Annotated in this window: 18 protein-coding genes; 11 read left to right on the forward strand and 7 right to left on the reverse strand. The window is 66.3% G+C overall.

Annotated elements, in window-relative coordinates; translation table 11 throughout:
- Positions 1 to 92: 92 nt before the first annotated feature.
- Positions 93 to 749 carry a carbonate dehydratase gene (gene can / locus IG627_RS08645; protein WP_193191952.1) on the reverse strand — a complete coding sequence of 219 codons (657 nt, stop codon included), beginning with the start codon at positions 747 to 749 and terminating at the stop codon, positions 93 to 95.
- A gap of 138 nt (positions 750 to 887) precedes the next feature.
- On the opposite strand from can, the gene IG627_RS08650 reads away from it, so the two are divergent.
- Positions 888 to 1,067 carry a hypothetical protein gene (locus IG627_RS08650; RefSeq protein WP_193191953.1) on the forward strand — a complete coding sequence of 60 codons (180 nt, stop codon included), beginning with the start codon at positions 888 to 890 and terminating at the stop codon, positions 1,065 to 1,067.
- Between the two features lie 190 nt (positions 1,068 to 1,257).
- Positions 1,258 to 1,755: a GNAT family N-acetyltransferase gene (locus tag IG627_RS08655; RefSeq protein WP_193191954.1), complete on the forward strand. Its 498-nt coding sequence runs from the start codon at positions 1,258 to 1,260 to the stop codon at positions 1,753 to 1,755.
- Between the two features lie 125 nt (positions 1,756 to 1,880).
- Here the strand turns inward: IG627_RS08655 and IG627_RS08660 are convergent, their stop codons facing one another.
- From IG627_RS08660 to IG627_RS08685, 6 genes are all read right to left on the reverse strand, one after another.
- The gene (locus IG627_RS08660; protein WP_193191955.1) at positions 1,881 to 2,666 is read right to left on the reverse strand and encodes an energy transducer TonB; all 786 of its coding nucleotides are present in this window, start codon (positions 2,664 to 2,666) and stop codon (positions 1,881 to 1,883) included.
- 92 nt (positions 2,667 to 2,758) lie between these two features.
- Positions 2,759 to 3,178: a TonB system transport protein ExbD gene (gene exbD / locus IG627_RS08665; protein ID WP_193191956.1), complete on the reverse strand. Its 420-nt coding sequence runs from the start codon at positions 3,176 to 3,178 to the stop codon at positions 2,759 to 2,761.
- Positions 3,179 to 3,181: 3 nt separating this feature from the next.
- Positions 3,182 to 3,919: a tonB-system energizer ExbB gene (gene exbB, locus IG627_RS08670; protein ID WP_226864861.1), complete on the reverse strand. Its 738-nt coding sequence runs from the start codon at positions 3,917 to 3,919 to the stop codon at positions 3,182 to 3,184.
- Between the two features lie 96 nt (positions 3,920 to 4,015).
- Positions 4,016 to 4,363 (reverse strand): DUF3325 domain-containing protein, encoded by a 348-nt coding sequence (locus IG627_RS08675; protein WP_193191958.1) that lies wholly within the window; start codon positions 4,361 to 4,363, stop codon positions 4,016 to 4,018.
- Positions 4,360 to 5,982 carry a PepSY-associated TM helix domain-containing protein gene (locus IG627_RS08680; protein ID WP_226864862.1) on the reverse strand — a complete coding sequence of 541 codons (1,623 nt, stop codon included), beginning with the start codon at positions 5,980 to 5,982 and terminating at the stop codon, positions 4,360 to 4,362. The genes IG627_RS08675 and IG627_RS08680 overlap by 4 nt, the downstream gene beginning before the upstream one ends.
- Complete coding sequence (locus IG627_RS08685; protein WP_193191959.1) at positions 5,979 to 6,257, reverse strand: hypothetical protein; 279 nt, start codon at positions 6,255 to 6,257, stop codon at positions 5,979 to 5,981. The genes IG627_RS08680 and IG627_RS08685 overlap by 4 nt, the downstream gene beginning before the upstream one ends.
- 258 nt (positions 6,258 to 6,515) lie before the next feature.
- On the opposite strand from IG627_RS08685, the gene IG627_RS08690 reads away from it, so the two are divergent.
- The 9 genes from IG627_RS08690 to IG627_RS08730 all read left to right on the forward strand — a co-directional run bounded on the left by IG627_RS08690 (position 6,516) and on the right by IG627_RS08730 (position 22,328).
- Positions 6,516 to 7,031 carry an RNA polymerase sigma factor gene (locus tag IG627_RS08690; protein WP_193191960.1) on the forward strand — a complete coding sequence of 172 codons (516 nt, stop codon included), beginning with the start codon at positions 6,516 to 6,518 and terminating at the stop codon, positions 7,029 to 7,031.
- A gap of 162 nt (positions 7,032 to 7,193) precedes the next feature.
- A complete protein-coding gene (locus IG627_RS08695) occupies positions 7,194 to 8,222 on the forward strand; it encodes a FecR family protein (RefSeq protein ID WP_193191961.1) in 1,029 nt (342 codons plus the stop codon).
- A gap of 295 nt (positions 8,223 to 8,517) precedes the next feature.
- Positions 8,518 to 9,033 (forward strand): RNA polymerase factor sigma-70, encoded by a 516-nt coding sequence (locus IG627_RS08700; RefSeq protein ID WP_319024530.1) that lies wholly within the window; start codon positions 8,518 to 8,520, stop codon positions 9,031 to 9,033.
- Positions 9,034 to 9,166: 133 nt separating this feature from the next.
- On the forward strand, positions 9,167 to 9,391 hold the full coding sequence (locus IG627_RS08705; RefSeq protein WP_193191963.1) for a FecR/PupR family sigma factor regulator: 225 nt from the start codon (positions 9,167 to 9,169) through the stop codon (positions 9,389 to 9,391).
- Positions 9,392 to 9,693: 302 nt separating this feature from the next.
- Complete coding sequence (locus tag IG627_RS08710) at positions 9,694 to 9,960, forward strand: MbtH family protein (RefSeq protein WP_193191964.1); 267 nt, start codon at positions 9,694 to 9,696, stop codon at positions 9,958 to 9,960.
- A complete protein-coding gene (locus IG627_RS08715; RefSeq protein ID WP_193191965.1) occupies positions 9,957 to 10,706 on the forward strand; it encodes a thioesterase II family protein in 750 nt (249 codons plus the stop codon). Before IG627_RS08710 ends, IG627_RS08715 begins: the two co-directional genes overlap by 4 nt.
- On the forward strand, positions 10,684 to 11,385 hold the full coding sequence (locus tag IG627_RS08720; RefSeq protein ID WP_193191966.1) for a 4'-phosphopantetheinyl transferase family protein: 702 nt from the start codon (positions 10,684 to 10,686) through the stop codon (positions 11,383 to 11,385). The genes IG627_RS08715 and IG627_RS08720 overlap by 23 nt, the downstream gene beginning before the upstream one ends.
- Positions 11,386 to 11,477: 92 nt before the next feature.
- A complete protein-coding gene (locus tag IG627_RS08725) occupies positions 11,478 to 19,226 on the forward strand; it encodes a non-ribosomal peptide synthetase (protein ID WP_193191967.1) in 7,749 nt (2,582 codons plus the stop codon).
- A 3-nt stretch (positions 19,227 to 19,229) separates the two neighbouring features.
- Positions 19,230 to 22,328 (forward strand): non-ribosomal peptide synthetase, encoded by a 3,099-nt coding sequence (locus IG627_RS08730; protein WP_193191968.1) that lies wholly within the window; start codon positions 19,230 to 19,232, stop codon positions 22,326 to 22,328.
- Positions 22,329 to 22,359: the final 31 nt, after the last annotated feature.

Consider the following 22,359-nt stretch of genomic DNA (forward strand, 5'->3'; position numbering starts at 1 on the left):
TGTTCCCCCGGTCATCTATAGAAAACCCGGCGGCGGCCGGGTTGACGAAAAATCTGGACGGGGAATATTAAGGAAAATATTCGGGGAAGTCGCTACTCGTTGTCGCGCTGGGCGATATTGGTCAGCGCACTGTGATAGACCTCGGCGATCTCCCCGGGATGGGTCATGGAGATACCCAGGTCCGTCACCAGGCCGTCCTTGAGGCCGTAGACCCAGCCGTTGACCGACAGCTTCTGTCCCGAGCGCCAGGCATCGCGCACTATGGTGGTCTGGCACACGTGGATCACCTGCTCCAGCACGTTCAGTTCGCACAGCAGGTCGGTGCGCTCCTGCTGCTGGAAGAGGTCGATCAGCGTGTGGTGCTTGTCGCGCACATCCTGGATATGGCGCAGCCAGTTGTCGATCAGCCCCAGCTGCTGGTTGTGCAGCGCCGCCTGCACACCGCCGCAGCCATAGTGGCCGCAGACGATGATGTGTTTGACCTTGAGGATTTCCACCGCGTACTGCAATACCGACAGGCAGTTGAGATCCGTGTGCACCACCACGTTGGCCACGTTGCGGTGTACGAACAGTTCTCCCGGCAGCAGGCCGACGATTTCGTTGGCCGGCACCCGGCTGTCGGCGCAGCCGATCCACAGATATTCGGGGGATTGCTGTTCGGAGAGTTTGAGGAAGAAGTCCGGTTTCTGTTCGCGGGTGGCGAGAGACCAGTGTCTATTGTTTTGTAAGAGATGCTTGAGCGGGCGCAAGTTGGGATTCCTAATGTGACTGTTTGTCCATTAGGCTTGCAGCATAGCGACTTTGTTGGCGGTGGCCAAGCGACTTGTTCGTGAATTCGGGCACGGCAATCTGTTAGTCTGGGAGCTTAACCTCGCAGGGTGGAAGCCATGGGTAGAAGAAGAGTTCGCGCAGCCGGTAAGCGCCGGCGTATTTCCTACCGCGCCAGCCCGCTGTGCCGGCATAGGATTCGCGTGCGCTGGTTGCTGGCGCAGCGCACCCGCCTGCGCAACTACCTGCACCGCTTTGACGAGAATGTTGTAGCGGATGAGTCTGAAACCGGGGACTAGTGGGCCGTGCGGAAAGTTGTGTAACAGTTCGCGTCGCCAAAGCGCCCAGCTCTGCGTTGAGAAAGCTTGAAATAACGCTGCTATTCCTGCGCTTTCTCGCCTTGATCTGAACGCTTTGGCTGTGCTCTTTTGTTAGCGAACTTCCCGCACGGCCCACTAGCAGGAAACTACACAAAAATTGGAAATACCGATGACCGACACAGTAGCGGCAACCACCACCCTGATTGCGGACTACCGCAATGATCGGCACGCACGGGATATCCTGGCGCTGATGGAGGAGTATGCGCGCGATCCCTTCGGTGGCGGCGAGCCGCTGTCCGATTATTGTCGCGAGCAGTTGCTGCAGAAACTGGCCGACATTCCCGGCGCCTTCAGCGTGCTGGCCTACCGCGGCGGCCGGCCAATGGGACTGGTCAACTGCTTTATGGGTTTTTCCACCTTTGTGTGCAAACCACTGGTGAATATTCACGATGTGATTGTCAGCGAGAGTGCGCGCGGCAGCGGCGTCTGCACGGATATGCTGGACCTGGTCGCGCGCGAGGCGAAAAATCGCGGCTGTTGCAAGCTGACCCTGGAAGTGCTGGAGAAAAACCTGCCGGCGCAGATCGCCTATCGCAAATGTGGGTTCAGGCCCTACGCGCTGGATGAGGAATATGGCCAGGCGGAGTTCTGGCAGCGCTATCTGTAGCTTCATGAAAGGCGCTGCCAGTTTTCAATCCCGGGATGGCGGGCGGTGTATCCGGCCATTCGGCCGACATTTATCAATCTCTTCACCAGCCGGTATGTTCTGAACCGGTGTCGGAAAGGTTGGCATCAACGGTTCAAAAAGAATTCCACCGGCACGACAAATTCCAGCGTATCCCCCTTTAACGCTTCTGGCGGCTTGGGCAGGGGTTGGGCCCGCTCTATCAGCGCCAGGGCCTCCCTGTCCAGCAACCGGTACCCGGAGCCCTGATCAATGCTTTTCTCCAGCACCCTGCCATCCCGGTCCATGGTGAAGCGCAGATAGGTAACGCCCTCCTGGCGGTAGCGGCGGGCGCGGGTCGGGTAGCGCTTGGCCTCGTTGAGCCTGAGCATCAGCTGGTTCTGCCAGCTCGGTATGCGGCTTGCATCGAGGCCGGGGGACGGCACCCCCCTGACTGGCGCCGCGGCTACATCGTCTACCTGTGGAGCCTCCTGGGATGCGCTGGGTGGAGGGGGCGACTCTTCCGGCGGTTGCGGATCCTCCTCTTCCGGGGGGGCCTCTTTGGGCGGAATGACTGCCTCCGCTTTTTCGACTTCGGGCACCGGTTCCGGTTCGGGCTCCGCCTTCTGAGGTTCCGGCTCTGGCGGCGGGGTTTCTTCGGGCCGCTCATTATCTACGGGGATTTCTGCCGGTTGTGGCGGAGCCGCGGGGAGAGGCGCCAGCTCCACCACCATGGCCGCTGCCGGCGGTGCGCTGACTTCAGGTGCCGGTGAGGATCTCAACCACCAGGCGAAGGGTACGGCGTAGACGGCCAGCACTATCAACAGGGATGACAGCCAGCGCGCCGTTTCTTCGCCGATGAAAGGTTTTTTCGCAGTGGGGCCAGTCCGTCGGCCGGTGTAAATAGCGGGCACTATCGACAGCGGAATGGGAGAGGTTGGCGCGCTTCCGTCTACCGGGCGCGGGCCTGTCAGCGGGGGGCGCGATCTGTGCGCCGGGCGTCCCTTCACGAACTGCTTCCTTCCCGGGCCACCAGGGCCACTTTCAGGTAGCCCACTTCACGCAGCCGGTTCATGGTCTGTATCAGGGTGTCGTAATCCACCGTCTTGTCGGCGCGCAGGAAAATACGCCGCTCGGTATTGCCGTCGGCGGCCGCCTGCAGGGCTGCAGGCAATTCCTCCAGAGTCACGGGCTCATTGCCCAGGGCCAGGCTGTGGTCGGCGTTGATGGTCAGGTACAGAGGTTTGTCCGGCTCGTGTCGGGGTTCCGCCGTGGCGGCGGGCAGGTCGACTTTGATGTCCACCGTGGCCAGGGGGGCGGCCACCATGAAAATGATCAGCAGAACCAGCATCACGTCGATAAACGGTGTCACGTTGATCTCGTGGTTTTCTACCAGTTCGTCGTCGTGGCGTATCCGGGCGGGCATCTTCTAGTCTCCGCTCAAGGCTGACTGGCCGCCCGTCGCGTGGCGGCTCAGGTCCCGGGATACCAACCGCAATACGGCGGCGGAGGTGTCGCCCACCAGTGCCTTGTAAGCGGCGATGCGGCGCGCGAAGTGGTTGTAGATCACCACTGCGGGGATGGCCGCCACCAGGCCCAGCGCCGTGGCCAGCAGCGCTTCCGCGATACCGGGCGCCACCACGGCGAGGTTGGTGGTCTGGGTTTTGGAAATACCGATAAAGCTGTTCATGATGCCCCAGACGGTGCCGAACAATCCCACAAAGGGTGCGGTGGCGCCGATGGTGGCGAGAATGCTGGTCCCCCGGGTAATCTTCCTCCCGCTGGCCGCTTCAAGACGTTCGAGGCTGGAGGCCACCCGCTCCTTGACCCCGTCCGCATCTGCCAGGGTGTCGGTGGACAGGTGCAACTCGTCGGCAGCGGCGCGGGTCAGTTCTGTATTGCCCTCGCCTCCCTCCAGTTGCGCATGCGCTGCCTGCAGGCTCCGGGCACTGGAGACCACCGCCAGGGTCTGAAACTGTCGCCTGAGTAAAAACCGCAGTTCCCGGGTCTTGGCCACCAGTACCGTCCAGGTGGCGATGGATGCCAGTGCCAGGCCGATCATCACCGCCTTCACCACCCAGTCTGCCTGCTGGAACATGCCCCAGGGACTCAGGTCGTGGGGCAGGGTGGCCTGTGCCTGGGCCGCAGCGCTGGAGGAAAACAGCAAGGCCGTCAGGGAAAACAACAGACAAGTTTTAGAAAAGCCTGGCCGTGAATTGCGACAGGTCATTCGCACTCCTTCGAGTTGGTTACAGAACATCGTTTAAATGCCGGGCCAGATTACCGGCCCTGACATCAGCAGGCCGGCAATTCCGCAGGCGCCAGTGGAATAAATAAGCCAGCGGGGGCGGTAGGTCATCAGGCCGATAACCGCCAGTGTAACGGCGCTGAGAGAACCCAGCAGGGCCACCAGTCCGAAGCCCCAACCCCCGGTGATCACCGATACCATTGTCGCCAGGGCCAGCAGCAACCACCCGCTCCGGCGCAGCCAATTGCGCTTTTGTACAAGCCGGGAGTTGGCGCCCAGTTGCAGGGCGTGGCGCTCCATGGCCAGGCACAGGCAGCCCACGGCGGCGAAAGCCAATGTAATGAGGGGCAGTGCCGGGATCACAGGCTTTCTCCCATGGCCGTTCGCGGGCTGTATTGCCTCGCGGTTTCCGGTGCCTGCCACAGCCGCCGGGCGGCCCAGGCAAACGCCAATCCGAATCCGAGTGTGGTCAGGTCGAAGCCGGCGAAAGTCCAGTCCCCGGCGGCCAGGCTCTGGCCCAGGTGGCTGTCGCTGGTGAACAGGTTGAGCAGCGGCAACAGGCCGAATGCGCCGGCGGCGATGGCGAACTGCTCCGCCCAGCTGCGTGCCGGCGGGCGCAGGGCGGCGTGGATCAGCATCGCCAGCCAGGCGAGAAACATCGCGTGCACTTCCCAGCCGGCGCGGTCGGCCAGGTCCAGGGGCAGCAGGCGATTGGCCCAGAAGTAGGCGGCGATGCCGATCGGCAGGCCGGCCACCACGCCGGCATTGAGTCTTTCCACCAGCAGCAGCCCGGCGCCCGGTCCGCCGGCCCTGCGCGCCGTCTGCTGGCGTCGCTTGATCGTCCACAGTACCAGTCCGCTTGCGGCCATGGCCGAGCCCAGCAAACCGGAAAAAAAGTAGAGCCAGCGCAGCAATGGGGGTGCGAACAGGCCCTCGTGCAGGCCGATCAGCAGGTCGCGGGCGCCCTTGGCGGCGGAGTTCGCGGTCGCCGTGGCGGAGGGGGGCTGTGTGTGCAGCAGCGCGCCGCTGGCGCCATCGAAGACCAGCTGTTCGCGCCCGGTGCTCACGGAGTCGTCGGTATTCTCGTGAAACAGCACCCGCGCATTGCGGTCCCCGGGATGGCGGATATCGATAAAGAGGATGCGGCCTTCACCCCAGCGGCGCTCCGCAGTCGCGATCATCGGGCCGAGGGGCGCGAGCGGGGCGGCAACGCCCGCCGGTTCGAGTAGCCCGGGTGGGTCGAAGGCGTCGGCGATAAACTGCTGCCGCCCTTTGGGATCGGTGCCGTAATATGCCGCCACTACTAATGGCATCAGGGAGAAGCCCAGAAGGATAAGGCCGGAGTAGGTGATCATCAGGTGAAAGGGCAGGGCGACTACGCCCAGCGCGGTATGGGCATCCTGCCAGGCGCGCCGGCCCTTCCCCGGACGGAAGGTAAAGAAATCCCTGAAAATCTTTTTGTGGATGATCACACCGGTGATCAGCGCCACCAGCATAAACAGAGTGGCAAAACCGACGACGGGATTCGACAGGCTGCGGGGCAGGTAATGCAGCCGCCAGTGCATCTGGTAGAGCAACTGGCCGCCGCCGGTGTCCCGGGCGGTGAATGCTTCCCCACTGGTGGCGTCCACCGTCAGCCGGCTGCTGGAGCTGCTGGCGCCCTGCCAGAAGAACTGCGGGTAGGGGGTATTGCGATCCGCGGGCAGGGTGATGAACCAGCGCTCTGCCGCCGGTGCCTCCCGCTGCAGCCGCGCCAGTAGTACTGTGACGGTATCCGCCGCGGGCAGGTCGATCTGGGGAGCGGGCAGTTCCGGCTGCATCCAGCGATCGATCTCGGTGTCGAAATAGCCCGCGGTGCCGGTCAGGAATATGAAATAGAGCACCCAGCCCAGCGCCAGCCCCGCCCAGGTGTGCAGGCCGGTCATCGACTGGCGGAAGCCCAGTGCGGGGACGGCGACTTGCGAATTCTCGGTACCCTTCAAAGCAGTTGCCCCCGCAGCAATAATCCGCTGGCGGCCAGTATTCCGCTGGCCAGCAGCAGTTGCAGCCAGGCCCGCACCGGCCGGCGCAGGGCGAAGACCCAGATTACCGCTACCGCGTAACAGGCGAAGCCGAGCAGGTTACCCGCCAGTACGGCTTCGCCGAGCGGGACAGGCAGCAGGCCCACCAGGAAGATGCCCGACGCCGTCGCCAGCGCATAGCCCCCGAGCAGGGCGGGCGCAGCCAGGGCGAGCAGTCGCCATCCAGTCAATTCCATCAGTTGCCAATCCGTATTTCCAACAGCTTGTTGGGGCTTTCAGATAATTGAGCCTTCATCTGGAAGCTCAGGTGTTTCTGTCACGCCAAAACAACGAATGAGCTGCAGAAAATTACAAAATTTTTTCGAGAAACCCGACCACGTCGGTGACCAGTTAGTATTGCAACGATACGAAGTCGTCTATAAAATGAAAATCATTATCATTTGTGGTGGGCGAGATGCCCTCCTGGCAATTGGACAATTTGGCGGCAACCCACCATGCAGGATGCACAGATACTCAACCTGTACACGACACACCAGCGGGACCTGCTCAGCTACGCCAGCAGTATTGTGGGTGACGACGGGCGCGCTGAGGATATCGCCCAGGATGCCTATATGCGCTTCAGCACAGCCATGTCGGACGAATGGCGGAGCAACCCGGTGGGTTACCTCTTCCGCATAGTGCGCAACCTGGCGCTGGATTGCCGTCGTCGCGCGCAGTTTGAAAAGGCGCTTTTTTCACACAATGTGGACGATATTGTCGAGGCCATACCGGCGGAGAAATCGGCGCCGGAGCAGGAAGTCATGGCCCGCAATGAACTGGAGCTATTGCAGGAGGCGATGGATGAGCTCCCGGAGCGCACCCGAATGGCGGTGGAGATGCACCGCCTGGGGGGCTACAAACTGCGCGAAATAGCCGCCCACATGAATATCTCTGTCTCCATGGCACAGTACCTGGTCAAGGAAGGTATCAAACACTGCCAGCGGCGCCTTTCCTCCACTGCTTCCGCCTGATTTCCCCGAACTGCCCGCTATGGCCTTTGGAAAAAAGGCCTGATGGTACGTCCTTAAAATGACAAGCCTGTTTCTGGTGCCGAAACATCCGTATGGTATGCGGGCCCGGTATGTCGAGAGCGGCGAGTGCGGGCGGGGCAAAGTGGCAGAGTGAAAAGACCTATGACTGATCAATCCGAGCTGGCCAAAGCTGAAGATGAGGCCGCCAACTGGGCCGTGTTGCTGGCGGATGATCCGGAAGATGCTGAACTGGTGAGGGCGTTCAGTGCCTGGCTCGATTCCAGCGCCCTGAATGCCGAAGTCTGGGCGCGCACTCTGCGTGTCCACAGGGGGATGGCCGCACTCTCCCCGGCCACGCGGGATCGGTGGCCCGAGACCGCATCGGTGGGGCAGCGAAAAAAAATACCTGTCGATTCCGATGCAATGCGACGCGACGCAAAAGGAATCGCCCATTTCTGGCGGGCCCTGTCCCGCAAAGCGAACTGGCTGCCTCTCGCGAGCCTGGCGGTGGCCGCCTGCCTGACCCTGGCGCTTTTGCCGCAGCTCACCCTGAGATTATCCGCCGACTTTTTCACAGGTACCGGTGAACAGCGGAGCCTGTTGCTGTCTGACGGCAGCAGGCTGTTTCTCGCCCCCGAAAGCGCCGTGGATATAGCCTACTCCGACGGCGGGCGTTCCGTGCGGCTGCTCGAGGGCAGCGCCTTCTTCGAGGTGCAGCCCGATCCCGGCCGCCCCTTTTCCGTGGATGCGGGAGGAACGCGCACCACGGTTCTCGGAACAGCCTTCGGTGTCGATAGAACCGATGCTGGTGCGGTTGTCAGCGTGGTCCACGGGTGCGTGCGGGTGGAGGACAGGAGTGTTTCCCCTGAAGTCTCGGATAACCTCGGCGCCGGCGACCGGCTGGCGGTCACCCGCGGGCGGGGTGCCAGCCTGACTCGGGCCCTGCCGGGGGAGATGGCGCTGTGGCGCAGAGGGGAGCTGATTGCGCGCAACCTGACGATCAGCGAAGTTGTGGAATCCTTTCGCCGTTATTACAGCGGTGTGATTTGGGTGGCGGAGCCCCTCGCCAGCCAGCGTGTCACAGGCTTGTACCGTCTCGATGATCCCATCAATACCCTCGCCGAAATGGCCGAGGCCCACGGCGCGACCGCGCGGCAACTGAGTCCCTGGCTGCTGGTGCTCAGTCACTAATACCCACATAGAAATGTAATCTGGAGTTTGTGACGAACTCCACTTCTCCGCTTGGAAAATTGATTTCCCCGTTCGTCTATCGAGGTGGAAGCGGATATCGGACGTCAATTTTTCAGCTGTCCGAATAAAATGTTTCCATTCGCAGAGAGTGTGTTCGAGCACGCATGCTTTTCCCGAGCTGCCAATAAAAAAGCGCGAGCCATTGATTCGGCGCGGGGAGCTGTTTACAATGAGAATGATTATCATTTCTAAAGCGCCCTCGTGCGATCCGAGCATGAGGCAGGAGGACCTAACGGTGCGCAAAGACGAGCAGTTCCCGGATCTCGCGGATACCTTTGTCGCTCATCGCAGTCAGTTGTGCCAGGCCGCGGCCAGAATACTGGGGAGCCGGGACAGGGCCGAGGATGTGGTGCAGGACGCCTACCTGAAGGTCATGGAGGCGAAGACGGTTTTTTCGGTCAAGGAGCCTGCGGCCTATGTTTTCCGGATGGTGCGAAACCTGGCCATAGACCACTACCGGCGCAGTACGCTGGAGTCCAATGTGTTCGCGGTGGAAGAGGCCGGCCAGGGAGTGCCCTCACCCGCGGGAACCCCCGAAGCCATTTCCATCGGCCGCCAGGAATTGAACCTGGTTGCCCGCGCGCTGGGGGAGCTGCCGGAGCGCACCCGGCGGGTCTTCGAGTTGTACCGCATGGGTGGCCATACCCAGCGGGAAATTGCCAAAATGCTGGGCGTTTCTCCCACGCTGGTCAATTTCATGATCCGGGATGCCCTGAATCACTGTCGCAGTGCACTGGAATCCGCTTCCTGAATCAGGAGCGGCGATGTCTCCGCCGGTTGCACCTGTTGCTATAATCACCCGCACCTGTTTGTGAGCGCCTTAACAGGGGCGATGCTGAATCGTCGAACAGGTATAGCTTGATTGACCAGACGGTGGGTGCGGTATGACAGATATTGAATGCGGCGATGCGGCGTGGAACCAGGCCGTGGACTGGCTTATGCGCGAGCATGAGGAATCCCTGGATGATGCAGCTCGCGAAGCCTTGATCGACTGGCTGGCGTCGCCGGCACACCGGAAAGCCTATGAGCAGGCCCGCACCCTGTGGCTGGTGACCGGACTGGTGCCGACCAGCGATGAGCAGAGTGATCCGCCTTCCGATGACGATTGAGTAGTATTTAACGCTCAGTATCGATCCGCGCGCCGGTTTGCAGCCGGCAGTGGTACCTTTCTTCGACCTTCCCCTGTCTTCAGTTTTTCACCCGAATACAGATTCCGGCTTTGTATCCGCATCCCTGTGCCCGCTGCGACGAAAAAATGTCGTGATGCCGCTTTGGATGCGGAGAGCGGATCTCATCATTTCTCCCGATAATTATCTTCTCCCCTAAATTCTCATCGGCCTCGCTCGTCATCTGATTCAGATACCGACAGGGCGGCACAGGGGTGCCGACCCGCTCAGAGTGAGGAATAGCGATGACATCCACCAGTTGTTTCGACCGTGAAGACGAAACCTTCATCCTACTGGTCAACGGCGAGGAGCAGTACTCCATCTGGCCCCACTGGAAGCCCGTGCCGGGCGGCTGGACTGCCGTCGAGGGCGTGCAGGGTGACAAGGAATCCGTACTCGCCCATGTGCGGGAAACCTGGACGGATATGCGCCCCCTGTCGCTGCGCCAATGGATGGACGAACAGGCTGAATCCGCCGGCGCAAATGAAAGCGCTGCCGGGGCGGCCCAGTGAGTTCAGCGCGCCCCGCGCTGGATCTCTTCTGCCTGCCCTGTGCGGGTGCCAGCGCCACCATGTACCTGCGCTGGCGGCGCCAGTTGCCGGCCTGGATCCGCGTATTGCCGCTGGAGCTGCCGGGCCGTGGCAGTCGCCTGGGTGAGCCCTTTGTGGAGGATTTCCGCGCGCTGGTGAGTCTGCTCTGCGAGGAGATCTATCTCCGCGCACCCGGCCGCTGGGCCATTTTCGGACACAGCATGGGTGCGCTGCTGGCCTTCGGCGTCGCCGCGCGCCTGCAGCGGTTGCGGGCCACTGCGCCGGAGATGCTGATCGTATCCGCGAGCCCGGCGCCGGCGCACCGGGATCCGCAGCGCTACCCCGACACCCTCGACGAAGCCGCGCTGATCGCCGACCTGCGCCGACAGGGCGGCACGCCGCCAGCGGTATTCGACAGCCCGGAATTGCTGCGCATGACGCTGGATACCCTGGCTGCGGATTACCGGGTTTGCGAAAGCCTCGACAGCCGGCCGGGCGCGCCGCTGCAGATCCCGGTACAGGTATTTGCCGGGCGCGACGATGCGATAGCGCCGGCCGCGGTGGAGGCCTGGCGGGAGGAGACCGAGAGCGAATTTTCCCTGCAGTGGTTCGACGGGGGACATTTTTTTATTCGCCAGCAGGAGGCCCAGTTGCTGCAGGCGCTCGAGCGGCGCCTGCGCAGGCTGGTGCGGGAGGAGGATCGCCTTGCGGCCCCTGTGTCTGCCTGATGCCCTTCCCGGAAGCATCGAGGCCTGGCTGTTGCCACTGGACCTGGCAGCGCCGGTCGCCGCCGAGGACTGGCAGCTGCTCGACCAGGGCGAGCGGGCGCGGGCACAGAAGCTCGCGCGGCACGAGGACCGCGTGCGCGCCGTCGCCACCCGCGCCTCGTTGAAAAGGTTGCTGGCCGCGCGCCTGCAGTGGGAGCCTGCTTCGCTGCAATTTGAAGCGGGCCCGAATGGCAAGCCGCGACTCGCGGAGCCGCGCGCGCCGGTCTTCAACGTATCCCATTCAGGCAGCTACGCCCTGATCGCGATCGGCGCGTCGGAGGCTATCGCCACCCTGGGGGTGGATATCGAATGGCACAACGGCGATCTGCGCCTGGACGCGCTGGCCGACTACGCCTTTACCGCGTCGGAGCGGGCATTCCTGCACGCTTGTCGCGAACCCGGTGGAGACATCCCGGCGCCGTTTTTTTTCCGAAGCTGGGTGGCGAAGGAGGCCGTGCTGAAGGCCGTGGGAGTCGGTATCCCTGAGCACCTGCACAGGGTATCCGTGCACAGCTGCACGGGCGGCGAGCTGCGGGTGCGACACGACATGGAAGGCTGGCTGCCATTGTGCGGGCACGGCCTGGAGGCGCCGGACAATTATTCCGCCGCTATTGCCTGGCAGCTGGCAGAAGCCGCATGAACTGAAAACCTCACTCTCCCGACAGGCGCGATTTCGGAATCGCCGCGACGCGATAACCGGGCAACAAAAAACTTTTCCGCTGAGAGTTAAAGATGGATATGAAAACCGAAGCGCAGACAGATTTTTCCGCGGCTGCCGAGCCGGGCGACTTTCACGATTTGCGCAACATCGTCGATCACCTGCGCAGCCTGGCGGCGACGCGGCCGCGGGATATTGCCCTGGTGGTGGCCGCCGAGCGCGATGGTGTGGCGGTCGATACGCCGGTTACCTATGCAGAGCTGGATGCGCGGGCGCGCGCCCTGGCCGCGCGCTTGCAGCGAAATTTTGCACCGCAGGATAGGGCGCTGCTGTTGTTGGATAATGACGACCATTATGCGGTGGCCTTTTTTGCCTGCCTCTACGCGGGCCTGATCGCCGTACCGGTATTTCCGCCGGAGTCGGCGCGCCGGCAGCATATCGCGCGCCTGAGCGGCATTGCGGACGACGCCGGCGCTCGCTGCATTCTCACCAGCGGCGACCTGCTGGCGCTGGTCGGCCCGGCGATGGCGGCCTTCGGCGATGCGGACATCATCGCCGTCGACCGGGTGGATACCGCCGATGCAGATCAATGGAGCACCCATTCCCCCGGCGGTGAGCAGATTGCCTTTCTGCAGTACACCTCCGGATCCACCTCGGCCCCCAAGGGGGTGATGGTGAGCCACGACAACCTGATCGCCAACGAGCGGGCCATGGCCCGGGCCATGGCGACTTCCGCCGATGACGTTTTCGTCTCCTGGCTGCCCCTGTTCCACGATATGGGCCTGATCGGCGGGCTGCTGCAGCCCATCTACCGCGGCGGCAAACTGGTATTGATGTCGCCGCAGTTTTTCCTGCAGCGCCCGGCCCGCTGGCTGGAGGCGATATCCCGCCACCGCGGCACCGTCAGTGGCGGGCCGGATTTCGCCTATCGCCTCTGTGTCGACCGCCTCAAGGAGGCGCAGATAGCGCGCCTGGATCTCTCCAGCTGGCGCGTCGCCTTCTCCGGCGCCGAACCGGTGCGCCACCAGACCCTGGACGCCTTTATCTCGCGCTTCTCTGCGGCGGGCTTTGCCGCCTCTGCGGCGAATCCCTGCTACGGCCTGGCGGAGGCCACCCTGATGGTGAGCGCCAGTGAACCGGGTTCGGGTATGGGCACGGTCAATTTCGACGAGCGCAGCCTGCAGCAGGGAAAGGCACTGCCGGATGCCAATGGGCAGACGCTGGTGGCCTGTGGCCGCGTGGTGGAGGATCACCTGGTCAGCATCCGCGACCGGAGCAGCGGGGAGGCCTGCGCCGACGGCACCCTGGGGGAAATCTGGGCCGGCGGCCCCAGCATTGCACAGGGCTACTGGAACAGTCCCGCCCAGACCGCGGAAACCTTCGTCGAGCGCGACGGCGGGCGCTGGCTGAAAACCGGCGACCTGGGGTTTATCCACCGGGACCAGCTCTATGTGGCCGGTCGGGTGAAAGACCTGATCATAGTGCGCGGCCACAACCTCTACCCGCAGGATATCGAATCCGCCGTCGAGGCCAGGGTGTCCTCGGTGCGCAGGGGCCGCGTCGCCGCCTTCGCGGTGGCGGGGCCGGATGGCGAGGGCATAGGCCTGGCCGCGGAGGTTTCCCGCGGCGTGCAGAAGCGGGAATCGGTACAGGCGCTGGTGCAGGCCCTGGGCGAGGCGGTGAGCGAGACCTGCGGCGAGCCGCTGACGGTGGCGGTGTTGCTGAACCCGGGCGGCCTGCCGAAAACTTCCAGCGGCAAGCTGCAGCGCAGCAGCTGCCGCCAGGGCTGGGAAGGGAAAAGCCTGGATGCCTTCGGAATCTATGAGTTCGGGAAGTTTGCGCTGGGCGGCGAAGCGAGCGCGGATGGCGACCGCCCCCGGGACCGGGAAGAAATCGCACTGGCCGAAATCTGGGCCGGGTGCCTGGGGTTCACCGACAGCGCTGCTGTCCGCCGCGACACACACTTTTTTGCCGCCGGCGGCAGCTCCCTGACGGCGGTGCAGGTCGCCGCCGCCATAGAGGCGCGCTGGCAGATCGCCTTTTCGCCGCGCGCCCTGTTCGAGTGCCCGCGTCTCGGTGACTGCGCGGCGGAAATCCGCCGCCGCTCCGGTGGAGCCGCGGCCGAAGCTGTGCGAATACCGGCGCGGGATAGCGGCGGGCAGTCGCAACCGCTGTCGCCGGCGCAGCTGCGCCAGTGGTTCCTGTGGAAGCTGGACCCATCCGGCAGCGCCTACCACATACGCGGTGCCCTGCACCTCGCCGGAGCCCTCGATGCCGATGCCATGGCCGAGGCCGTGTCTGTCCTGGGTGGGCGGCACCCATCCCTGCGCACGGAATTCATCGAGGGTGAGGACGGCGAGGTGCGCCAGCGGGCCAGATCCGGGGCCGGGCCGGCGCTGCAATTTGTCGATCTGTGCGGCGCCGCCGATGCGGAGGCGCGGGCCGGGGAACTGCTGCACCAGCTCGACGGCGAGGCCTTCGACCTCTGCCGCGGCCCCCTGGCCCGCATGCTGCTGATCCGCCTCGATGGCGACGCGCATATCCTGGCCCTGGTGATGCACCACATAGTGTCCGACGGCGTGTCGACGCAGATTCTCCTGGATGAGTTGGCACTCTGTTACCGCGCGGCCCTGGATAGGGCTGAACCGGCGCTGCCGCCAGTGGACCTGGAATACACCGATTACGCCCACTGGCAGCGGGAGTGGCAGGGTAGCGACACGCGCGAGCGCCAGCTGGATTACTGGCGTACTCAGCTGGGCAGTGAACACCCGCCGCTGCTGCTGCCCGTCGACCACGCGCGCCGGTCTTCGGCCGCTTCCAGCGGTGAAGGGGGCTACCGCGCCGCACGGCACCATTTCCTGATTCCCGACAGCCTGCAGGCGGGCCTGCGGCGCCTGGCGGAGAGCACCGATACCACCCTGTTTATGGCGCTGCTGGCCGCCCTGCAGGCGCTGCTCCACCGCCATAGCGGCGAGGGCGATATCCGCGTCGGCGTGCCGGTCGCCAACCGCCCCCGCCCCGAGCTGCGCCAACTGGTGGGACTCTTCGTCAACACCCTGGTGTTGCGCAGCCGCATCGACGGGCGCACCAGCCTGCAACAGCTGCTGGCACAGGTGCGGGAAAGTGCCCTGGGTGCGCAGGAAAACCAGGACCTGCCCTTCGACCAATTGGTGGAGGCGTTGCGCCCGGAGCGCAGCGCCGCCCGCAACCCCCTGTTCCAGGTGATGTTCAACCACCTGCGCGAAGACCGCGGGGCCTTCAGTCGCCACACCGGCCTGGCCGCCACGGACTGGCAGATGCCCGCCGGGGACGCCCAGTTCGAACTGGCACTGGACACCCGCGAAGGCGCCGACGGCCACCTCAGTGTCACCTTTACCTATGCCGCCGAGCTGTTTGAGCCGGCCACCATCGCGCGTCTGGCGGATCACTACCTGCTGTTGCTGGGAGCCCTCAGTGCGCAGCCGCAAGCCGCGCTCGGCGATATCGACCTGCTGGGCGAGGCCGGGCGGCGGCAGCTGCGCGAGTGGGGCCGCGGCGAAGCGCGTTGCGCGGACGTGCAGCCGGTGCAGCGACTGGTCGAACGGCAGGCGCGGCAGACTCCCGATGCGGTGGCGGTGGAGTTCGGCAGTGAACAGTGGAGTTATGACCAGCTCAATCGCCGCGCCAACCGCCTGGCGCACCAACTGATCGAGCTGGGTGTCGGGCCCGAAGTGCGGGTGGGTATCGCCGCGCAGCGCTCGCTGGAAATGGTGCTGGGCCTGCTGGCGATCCTGAAGGCGGGCGGCGCCTATGTGCCGCTGGAACCCGAGTATCCGCTCGAGCGGCTGACGCGAATGATCGAGGGCAGCGGCATAGAACTGCTGCTTACCCAGAGTCATCTGGTCGCACAGATGCCGGAGAGAGAGGGGCTGCAGTTGCTGGCGCTGGACACCCTGGACCTGGGTGGCGCGCCCGATGGCAATCCGCAGGTGGCGCTGCACGGGGAAAACCTCGCCTATGTGATCTACACCTCCGGCTCCACCGGTGAGCCCAAGGGCGCGGCCAACCGCCACAGTGCGCTGCACAACCGCTTGCAGTGGATGCAGGACGCCTATGCCCTCGACGGTGCGGACCGGGTGCTGCAGAAAACCCCGTTCAGTTTCGATGTCTCCGTGTGGGAATTTTTCTGGCCGCTGGTGACCGGGGCGCGCCTGGTGATGGCGCGACCGGGGGAGCACCGCGAACCGGCGCGACTGGTGGAGCTGATCAGGGAGCGGGGTATCACCACCGTCCACTTCGTCCCCTCCATGCTGCAGGCCTTCCTGGAGGAGAGCGGCGTGGAAAGCTGCGGCAGCCTGCGGCATATCGTCTGCAGCGGCGAGGCGCTGCCGGCACAGGCGCAGGAAGCGGTGTTTGCGCGCCTGCCCCGGGCGGCACTGCACAACCTCTACGGCCCCACCGAGGCGGCCATCGATGTCACCCACTGGACCTGTCGCCGGGGGGCTGCCGGCACCCCGCCCATCGGCCGTCCGATCGCGGGGCTCGAGACCTGGGTGCTGGATGCCGATCTCAACCCGGTGTTGCCGGGGGTGACCGGTGAACTCTACCTGGGCGGCGCGGGGCTGGCCCGCGGCTATCTTGGGCGCGCGGACCTGACCGCCGAGCGCTTCGTGGCGGCGCCCGGTGCCGGTGTCGGCGAGCGCCTGTACCGCACCGGTGACCTGGTGCGCTGGAACGGCGACGGACAGCTGGAGTACCTGGGCCGCGTCGATCACCAGGTGAAAATCCGCGGCCTGCGCATCGAGCTCGGCGAAATCGAGGCGCAGCTGCTGGCGCAGGCGCCGGTGCGCGAGGCGGCGGTGGTGGCCGCTGGCGAGCGGCTGCTGGCCTATGTGTCGACCAGGTCCGGGCAGGCGATCGACAGCGCGCAACTGCTCGCCCGACTCGGCGAACAGCTGCCGGATTACATGGTGCCCGCCGCCCTGCTGGAGCTGGAGGCGCTGCCGCTGAATGCCAATGGCAAGCTGGACCGCAAGGCGCTGCCGCCGATAGAGCCTGTGCGCCGCGCCGCTGCCGAAGCGCCGCAGGGGGAAACCGAGCTGGCCCTGGCGGCCCTGTGGCAGCAGCTGCTCGGCGCCGGGCCCGTCGGCCGGCAGGACCACTTCTTCGAGTTGGGCGGTCACTCGCTGCTGGCCGCGATGCTGGCCTCGCGGGTGCGCCAGTCCATGGGTCGGGAGCTGGCCCTGCGCAACATCTTCGAATACCCGACCCTGCAACGCCAGGCGGAACACCTGCAGACCCTGGTGCCGCTGGCGCCGGGCGATGAGCCGCCGTTGGCGCCGCTGGAACGCGGGGCGACAGTGCCGCTGGCCCCGGCCCAACAGCGGCTGTGGCTGGTGGAGCGCATGGCCGCGGCCGGGCAGGCGCCGGCGTACAACATGGCCGGGGCCCTGCGCCTCCATGGCGGCCTGGACCTGTCCATACTGCGGGCCGCGCTCGACACCCTGGTGGCGCGCCACCAGGCACTGCGCACCGTTTACCCGGAAGACGACGAGGGCAACCCGGTGGCCGTGATCCGGGATGCGGCGCCGGTGGCGCTGCCGGTGGCGGACCTGTCCGGCGCGCTGAAAGGGGACCTTTTTGCCCGGGGGGGCGCTCAGGCAGATGCCGTGGAGCGCGCGCTGGCAGAGGAGGCCGCGCGCCCCTTCGACCTGGCCCGCGGCCCCCTGCTGCGCTGCCGCCTGCTCCGGTTCGGCCCCGAGCGCCACGCGCTGTTGCTGTGCGTGCACCATATCGCCTTCGACGGCTGGTCCGAGGGCGTGTTCGCGCGGGAATTCGCCACCATCTACCGCGACCTGAGTGGAGGTGCGGCGCCGGCGCTGCCCGCGCTGGCGGTGCAGTACGCGGACTACGCCCTGTGGCAGCGGCGCAGGCTCGAGGCCTCGGCCGGGCGGGATGCGCACTTCTGGCGCGACTATCTCGACGGCGCCCCGGCGCTGTCCACCCTGCCGCCGGAGCTGCCGGAGGATACGGCGGGCGCCGGTGGCGGCGCCGCCCCGGAGGTGGATATCCCCGGCGGGGCGGGCGCGGCCCCGCCACGCCTGGGGCGGGCCAAAGACAGTTCCGAATTCACGCTGCTGCTGGCCGCTTTCTCCGCCCTGCTGCACCGGCGCGCCGGTGCGGACGACCTGGTGATCGGCACCGACCTGGCCGGGCGCGACCATCCCCACCTGGAAGACCTGATCGGCTTCTTCGTCAATGTGGTGCCGCTGCGCTCGCACCTGCAGCCGGGCCTGAGCTTCGCCCAGTGGCTGGACAGGACCCGCGAGAGCAGCCTGGCCGCCTTCGACTACCGCCATGTGCCCTTCGACCAGATAGTGGAGCACGCCGGCGCGCCGCGCAGCCGCGGCAGCAATCCGCTGGTACAGGTGCTGTTCGTCATGCAGAACACGCCGCGCAGTCACTTCGAGATTCCCGGCCTTTCCATCGAACTGGTGCCGGCGGCTGTCGCCACGTCCAAATTCGATCTCGCGGTGTTTGTCCGCGGGGACGCCGGCGGATTCCGCGCCCCGTGGGTCTACGCGACGGCTCGCTACCGGCGCGAGACCATCGGGCGCGTCGCCGAAGACTGGTACCAGTTGCTGCTGCGCGTCGCCGCCGAACCGGAGGCGCCGCTGGAACAACTGCTGCCCGCCGCGGTGCAGCCGCCGCCAAGTGGCGCTCCCGCATCTCCCGGTGACAAGACGGGCAAGGGCGGCAGGAGCGCCAAGCTGGACAAACTCCGCAGGATCGCCGGCGGCGGGGTCTGCGAGGCCGCCGCTGCGCCGGCGCAGATAGCGACTTCATTCCTGCAGCCGGGGCGGGAATTTCCGCTGGTAGTCGAGGCCGGCGGCCCGGATATCGACGCCGTCGCCTGGGCCGGGCAGCAGCGCGCCTTTATCGAGACGGCGCTGCGTCGCCACGCCGGCATCCTGTTCCGTAATTTCGGCCTGGAGACGCCGCAGCAGTTCGAGGCCTTTGCCGAAGCCATGGAACCGGGGTTGCACGGCAGCTACGGCGACCTGCCGAAAAAGAAGGGCGGCCGCAACATCTACCGCTCCACCCCTTATCCCGAGCGGCAGATGATCCTCTACCACAACGAGAGCTCGCACCTGGAGCGCTGGCCGCGCAAGCAGTGGTTTTTCTGCGAATTGCCGTCGCGGGTCGGCGGCGCCACTCCCATCGTCGACTGCCGCGAAATGCTGCGCCGACTGCCGCCGCCGCTGGTGGAGGAGTTCGCGCGGCGCGAACTGCTGTACGTGCGCACTTTCCTGCCGGGGCTGGATGTCAGCTGGCAGGACTTCTTCAAGACAGACAGCCGCGCGGAAGTGGAGGCGCGACTCGCCGCCGCGGGCACCGATTGGCGCTGGCTGGACGAGCGCACGCTGCAGACGCGCAGCCGCTGCCCGGCGGTGATAGTGCACCCGCTTACCGGCGAGCGGGTCTTCTTCAACCAGGTGCAACTGCACCACGTGAGCTGCCTGCTGCCCGAGGTGCGCGAGGACCTGCTCGACCTGGTCGGGGCGGAGCGCATGCCGCGCCAGGTGTACTTCGGTGATGGCGGCGCCATCGATGACGAGACCATGGCCGTCATCGGCCGCGCCTACGAGGACTGCGCGGTGCGCTTCGACTGGCGCCGGGGCGATGTGGTGATGCTCGACAACATGCTCGCCGCCCACGCCCGCGATCCCTACGAAGAGCCGCGCAGGATCGTTGTCGCCATGGGGGACATGGTCGAGCGCGAAATGCTGGCCGGTACCCGCCCGGCCGCCCGAAAAGATAAAGAAAAGTCAGTGGAGGTCTGAGGCGTGGAAGCCGCAATCGAAAATTTATCCCATAGCAGCCCGCTCGGTCCCGAACAGCGCGCACGGCTCGCCTGCTGGGGCGGGGAGGCGCGCGCGGAGCGCGCAATCCTGGTCATGGAAATCGAACTGGAGGCCGGCTTGCCGGCGGCGCGACTGCGCAGTGCCGTGGAGCAGGCGGTGCGCGAGCACCGGATACTGGCCGCGACCCTCTGCCGCCAGCCCGGTTTCCGCGGTCTGCGCCTGCGCGCGGGGGGGGCGTCGGCGCCCCTGCACTGGTGCGAGGTCGGCTCGTTGCAGGCGGCGCGGGCAAGGGCCGTCGAGCCGCTGGACCTGGACGGCGGGCAGCTGCTGCGCGCCCTCTTCGCAGCGGAGGAGGGCGGCGGTGCAAGACTGCTGCTGGCCGTCAGCGCGCTGGTGGCCGACAGCGGCAGCCTGGCGGCGTTGGCCGCACAGATCGGCGAGTGCCTGGACGGTGCCGACCGCGGGGACAGCCGCGCGCGCTTCCAGTACGGGCAATACCTGCAGTGGCGGGCCGAACTGGAGGCGGATGCCGATGCGCCCGCCGGGCGCGACTACTGGGCGCGGCGGTTGCGGGATCTCGACGCCCTGGCCGCGCCGCGACTGGTCTACCGGCGCGACTGCCCGCCGGCGGGAACCTATCTGCACCTGCGCGGCCAGCTGGACGCCGCCGCGATGGCGCGCATCCATCAGCAGGCCGAGCGGGCCGGGACCACGGCGGAAGTGCTGCTGCAGACCGCCTGGTGGCTGCTGCTGGCCCGCTTGAGCGGCAACTTCCGCTTCACTGCCGGCTGGCTGCACGACTGCCGGCAGGACTACGAGCTGATGCAGGGCGCCGTCGGCGTCTTCGAGAAGCTGCTGCCGGTCTCCGTCGCCGGCGGCGAGGAGGAATCCTTCGCCCAGTGGCTGGCGCGTGCCGCGACCATGGCCGCCGCCCATATCGAGGCGCAGGAATACTGCCCGCTGGAGCCGACGGAAACCGGCGGGCATAACGCGGTCGGCTTTGCCTATCGGGAGGCGCCGTCACGGGCGGGATCGGAGTGGGGGCAAAGCGGCCTGCGCTCGGTTGCGCTGCCCGGTGCAGCGCCCGGCTTCGAGCTGGCGCTGGAGCTGGAAGTCACCGCGGAAGGTGCCGGGCTCTGCCTCTGTGCCGACAGCGCCCTCTACCCGCAAGCGGCGATCGAACATCTGCTGGAACAGTACATCACCCAGTTGCTGGGTGCGCTGGAAAGACCCCACAGCGCCGTCGCCGACCTGCCTTGGATGGGCGAGGCGGAACTGCGCCGGCGGGGTCCCGGATGGTGCGGCGCGGAACTGGATCTTGGGCCGCGCAGTATCGGCGGGCATATCGCCCGCTGGGCGCGGCAGACACCCGATGCCCCGGCGGTGGCCTGCGGCGACCTGTGCCTCAGCTACCGGGAACTGGATGCCCGCGCCAGCCGGCTGGCCCACTGGATGCGGGCGCGGGGCGTGACCCCAGGGGCCCTGGTGGCCCTGGAGTTGCCGCGCTCGCCGGACCTGGTGGCTGCCATGCTGGCGACCTGGCGGGTCGGCGCCGCCTACCTGCCCCTGGATCCCGGCTGGCCGCAGGCCCGCCGTGAGCAGGTGCTGGCCGATGCCGAGCCCGCCTTGGTGGTGGCGGCGGCGCCGGTGCACCTCGACACCTTTCCGAACCGGCCCCTGGGTCACCGGCCGCAACCGCAGGACCCGGCCTATGTGCTCTACACCTCCGGTTCCACCGGGCGCCCCAAGGGCGTGGAGATCGGCCAGCGGCAACTGCTGAACTATGCCGCGGCGGCATCCGCGGAGATGGCGCTGGCCGACTGCCGGCGCTGGGGGCTGGTGACACCGCCGACCACCGACCTGGGCAATACCGCGCTGTTCGGCGCCTTGTTCAACGGCGCCTGCCTTGCGATCGCCACCGAGGAAGAGGTGCGGGATGGGGCGGCCTTCGCCGGTTTTGTGGCCCGCCACCAGATCGATGCGCTGAAGATGGTGCCCTCGCACCTGGAGGCACTGCTGGAGTGCGATGCCCCGAAGCTGCCGCGCACCCTGGTGCTGGGGGGCGAGGCCGCGCCGCGCGGCCTGCTGGCGCGAATCGCCCAGCTGGCGCCGGAGTGCGTCATCTACAACCACTATGGCCCCACGGAGACCACCGTGGGTGTCGTGGTGCACCGCGTCTATCCCAGCGACTACCCCGGCGAGCCGCTGCCCGAAGCGCAGCCGCTGTCGCGGGTGCTGGGCAACAACCGCGTCTACCTGCTCGACAGAAAGCTGCGCCCGGTGCCCACCGGCGCCCAGGGAGAGGTGTATATCGGCGGCGCGCAATTGTGCCGCGGCTACCTGAACGGAGCGGGTGATGACAGCGCCTTTGTCGGCGATCCCTGGCGGGCCGGGCAGCGACTGTACCGCAGTGGCGACCTGGCCTGGGCCCTGCCCCGGGGGCTGCGCCTGGCCGGCCGCGCCGACCACCAGGTGAAGATCCGCGGTTTCCGCGTGGAACCCGCGGAAGTGGAAGCCGCACTGCTCGACCTGCCCGGCGTGCGCCAGGCGGCGGTGATCGCGCGCGACGCCGCCGGTGCCGCGGAACTGGCCGCCTTTGTGGTGACCGACGGGGGCGAGATGCCCCGGCGGGAACAGCTCGCCGACCGGCTGCCGGCGCAGATGCTGCCGGCACAGCTGGTCGCCGTCGCCGACCTGCCGCGCCTGCCCAGCGGCAAGATCGACCGACGCGCCCTAGCGGAACTGGCGGCAGCCGGGCAGGGGGCAGCGGCAGAAATGTCCCCGGCCGAGGCCGGCGGCGCCGAACCAGCCACCGAACTGGAAGCGGCCCTGTGCGCCTTTATGGCCGCGCTGCTGGGACGCGAACGCCTGGCCGCAGACGCAGACTTTTTCGAGTCCGGCGGCCACTCCCTGCTGGTGATCCGGCTGGTGGCGCGCATTCGCAAGGTCTTCCTGATCGAGGTGGAGCCGGGACTGGTGTTCGAACACGCCAGCCCCCAGGCGCTTGCACGGGCCCTCTGCGCCGCGGGCGACGCCGCGGCGCTGGAGCAGCTGGCCGCGGCGCAGGGCGCGCAAATCTGAATCGTAACTACCTATCCCCCGGTGCCAGTAA

Origin of the sequence: Microbulbifer taiwanensis, assembly GCF_014904815.1 — a bacterium.
In the GTDB taxonomy this organism is placed as follows: Bacteria; Pseudomonadota; Gammaproteobacteria; order Pseudomonadales; family Cellvibrionaceae; genus Microbulbifer; species Microbulbifer taiwanensis.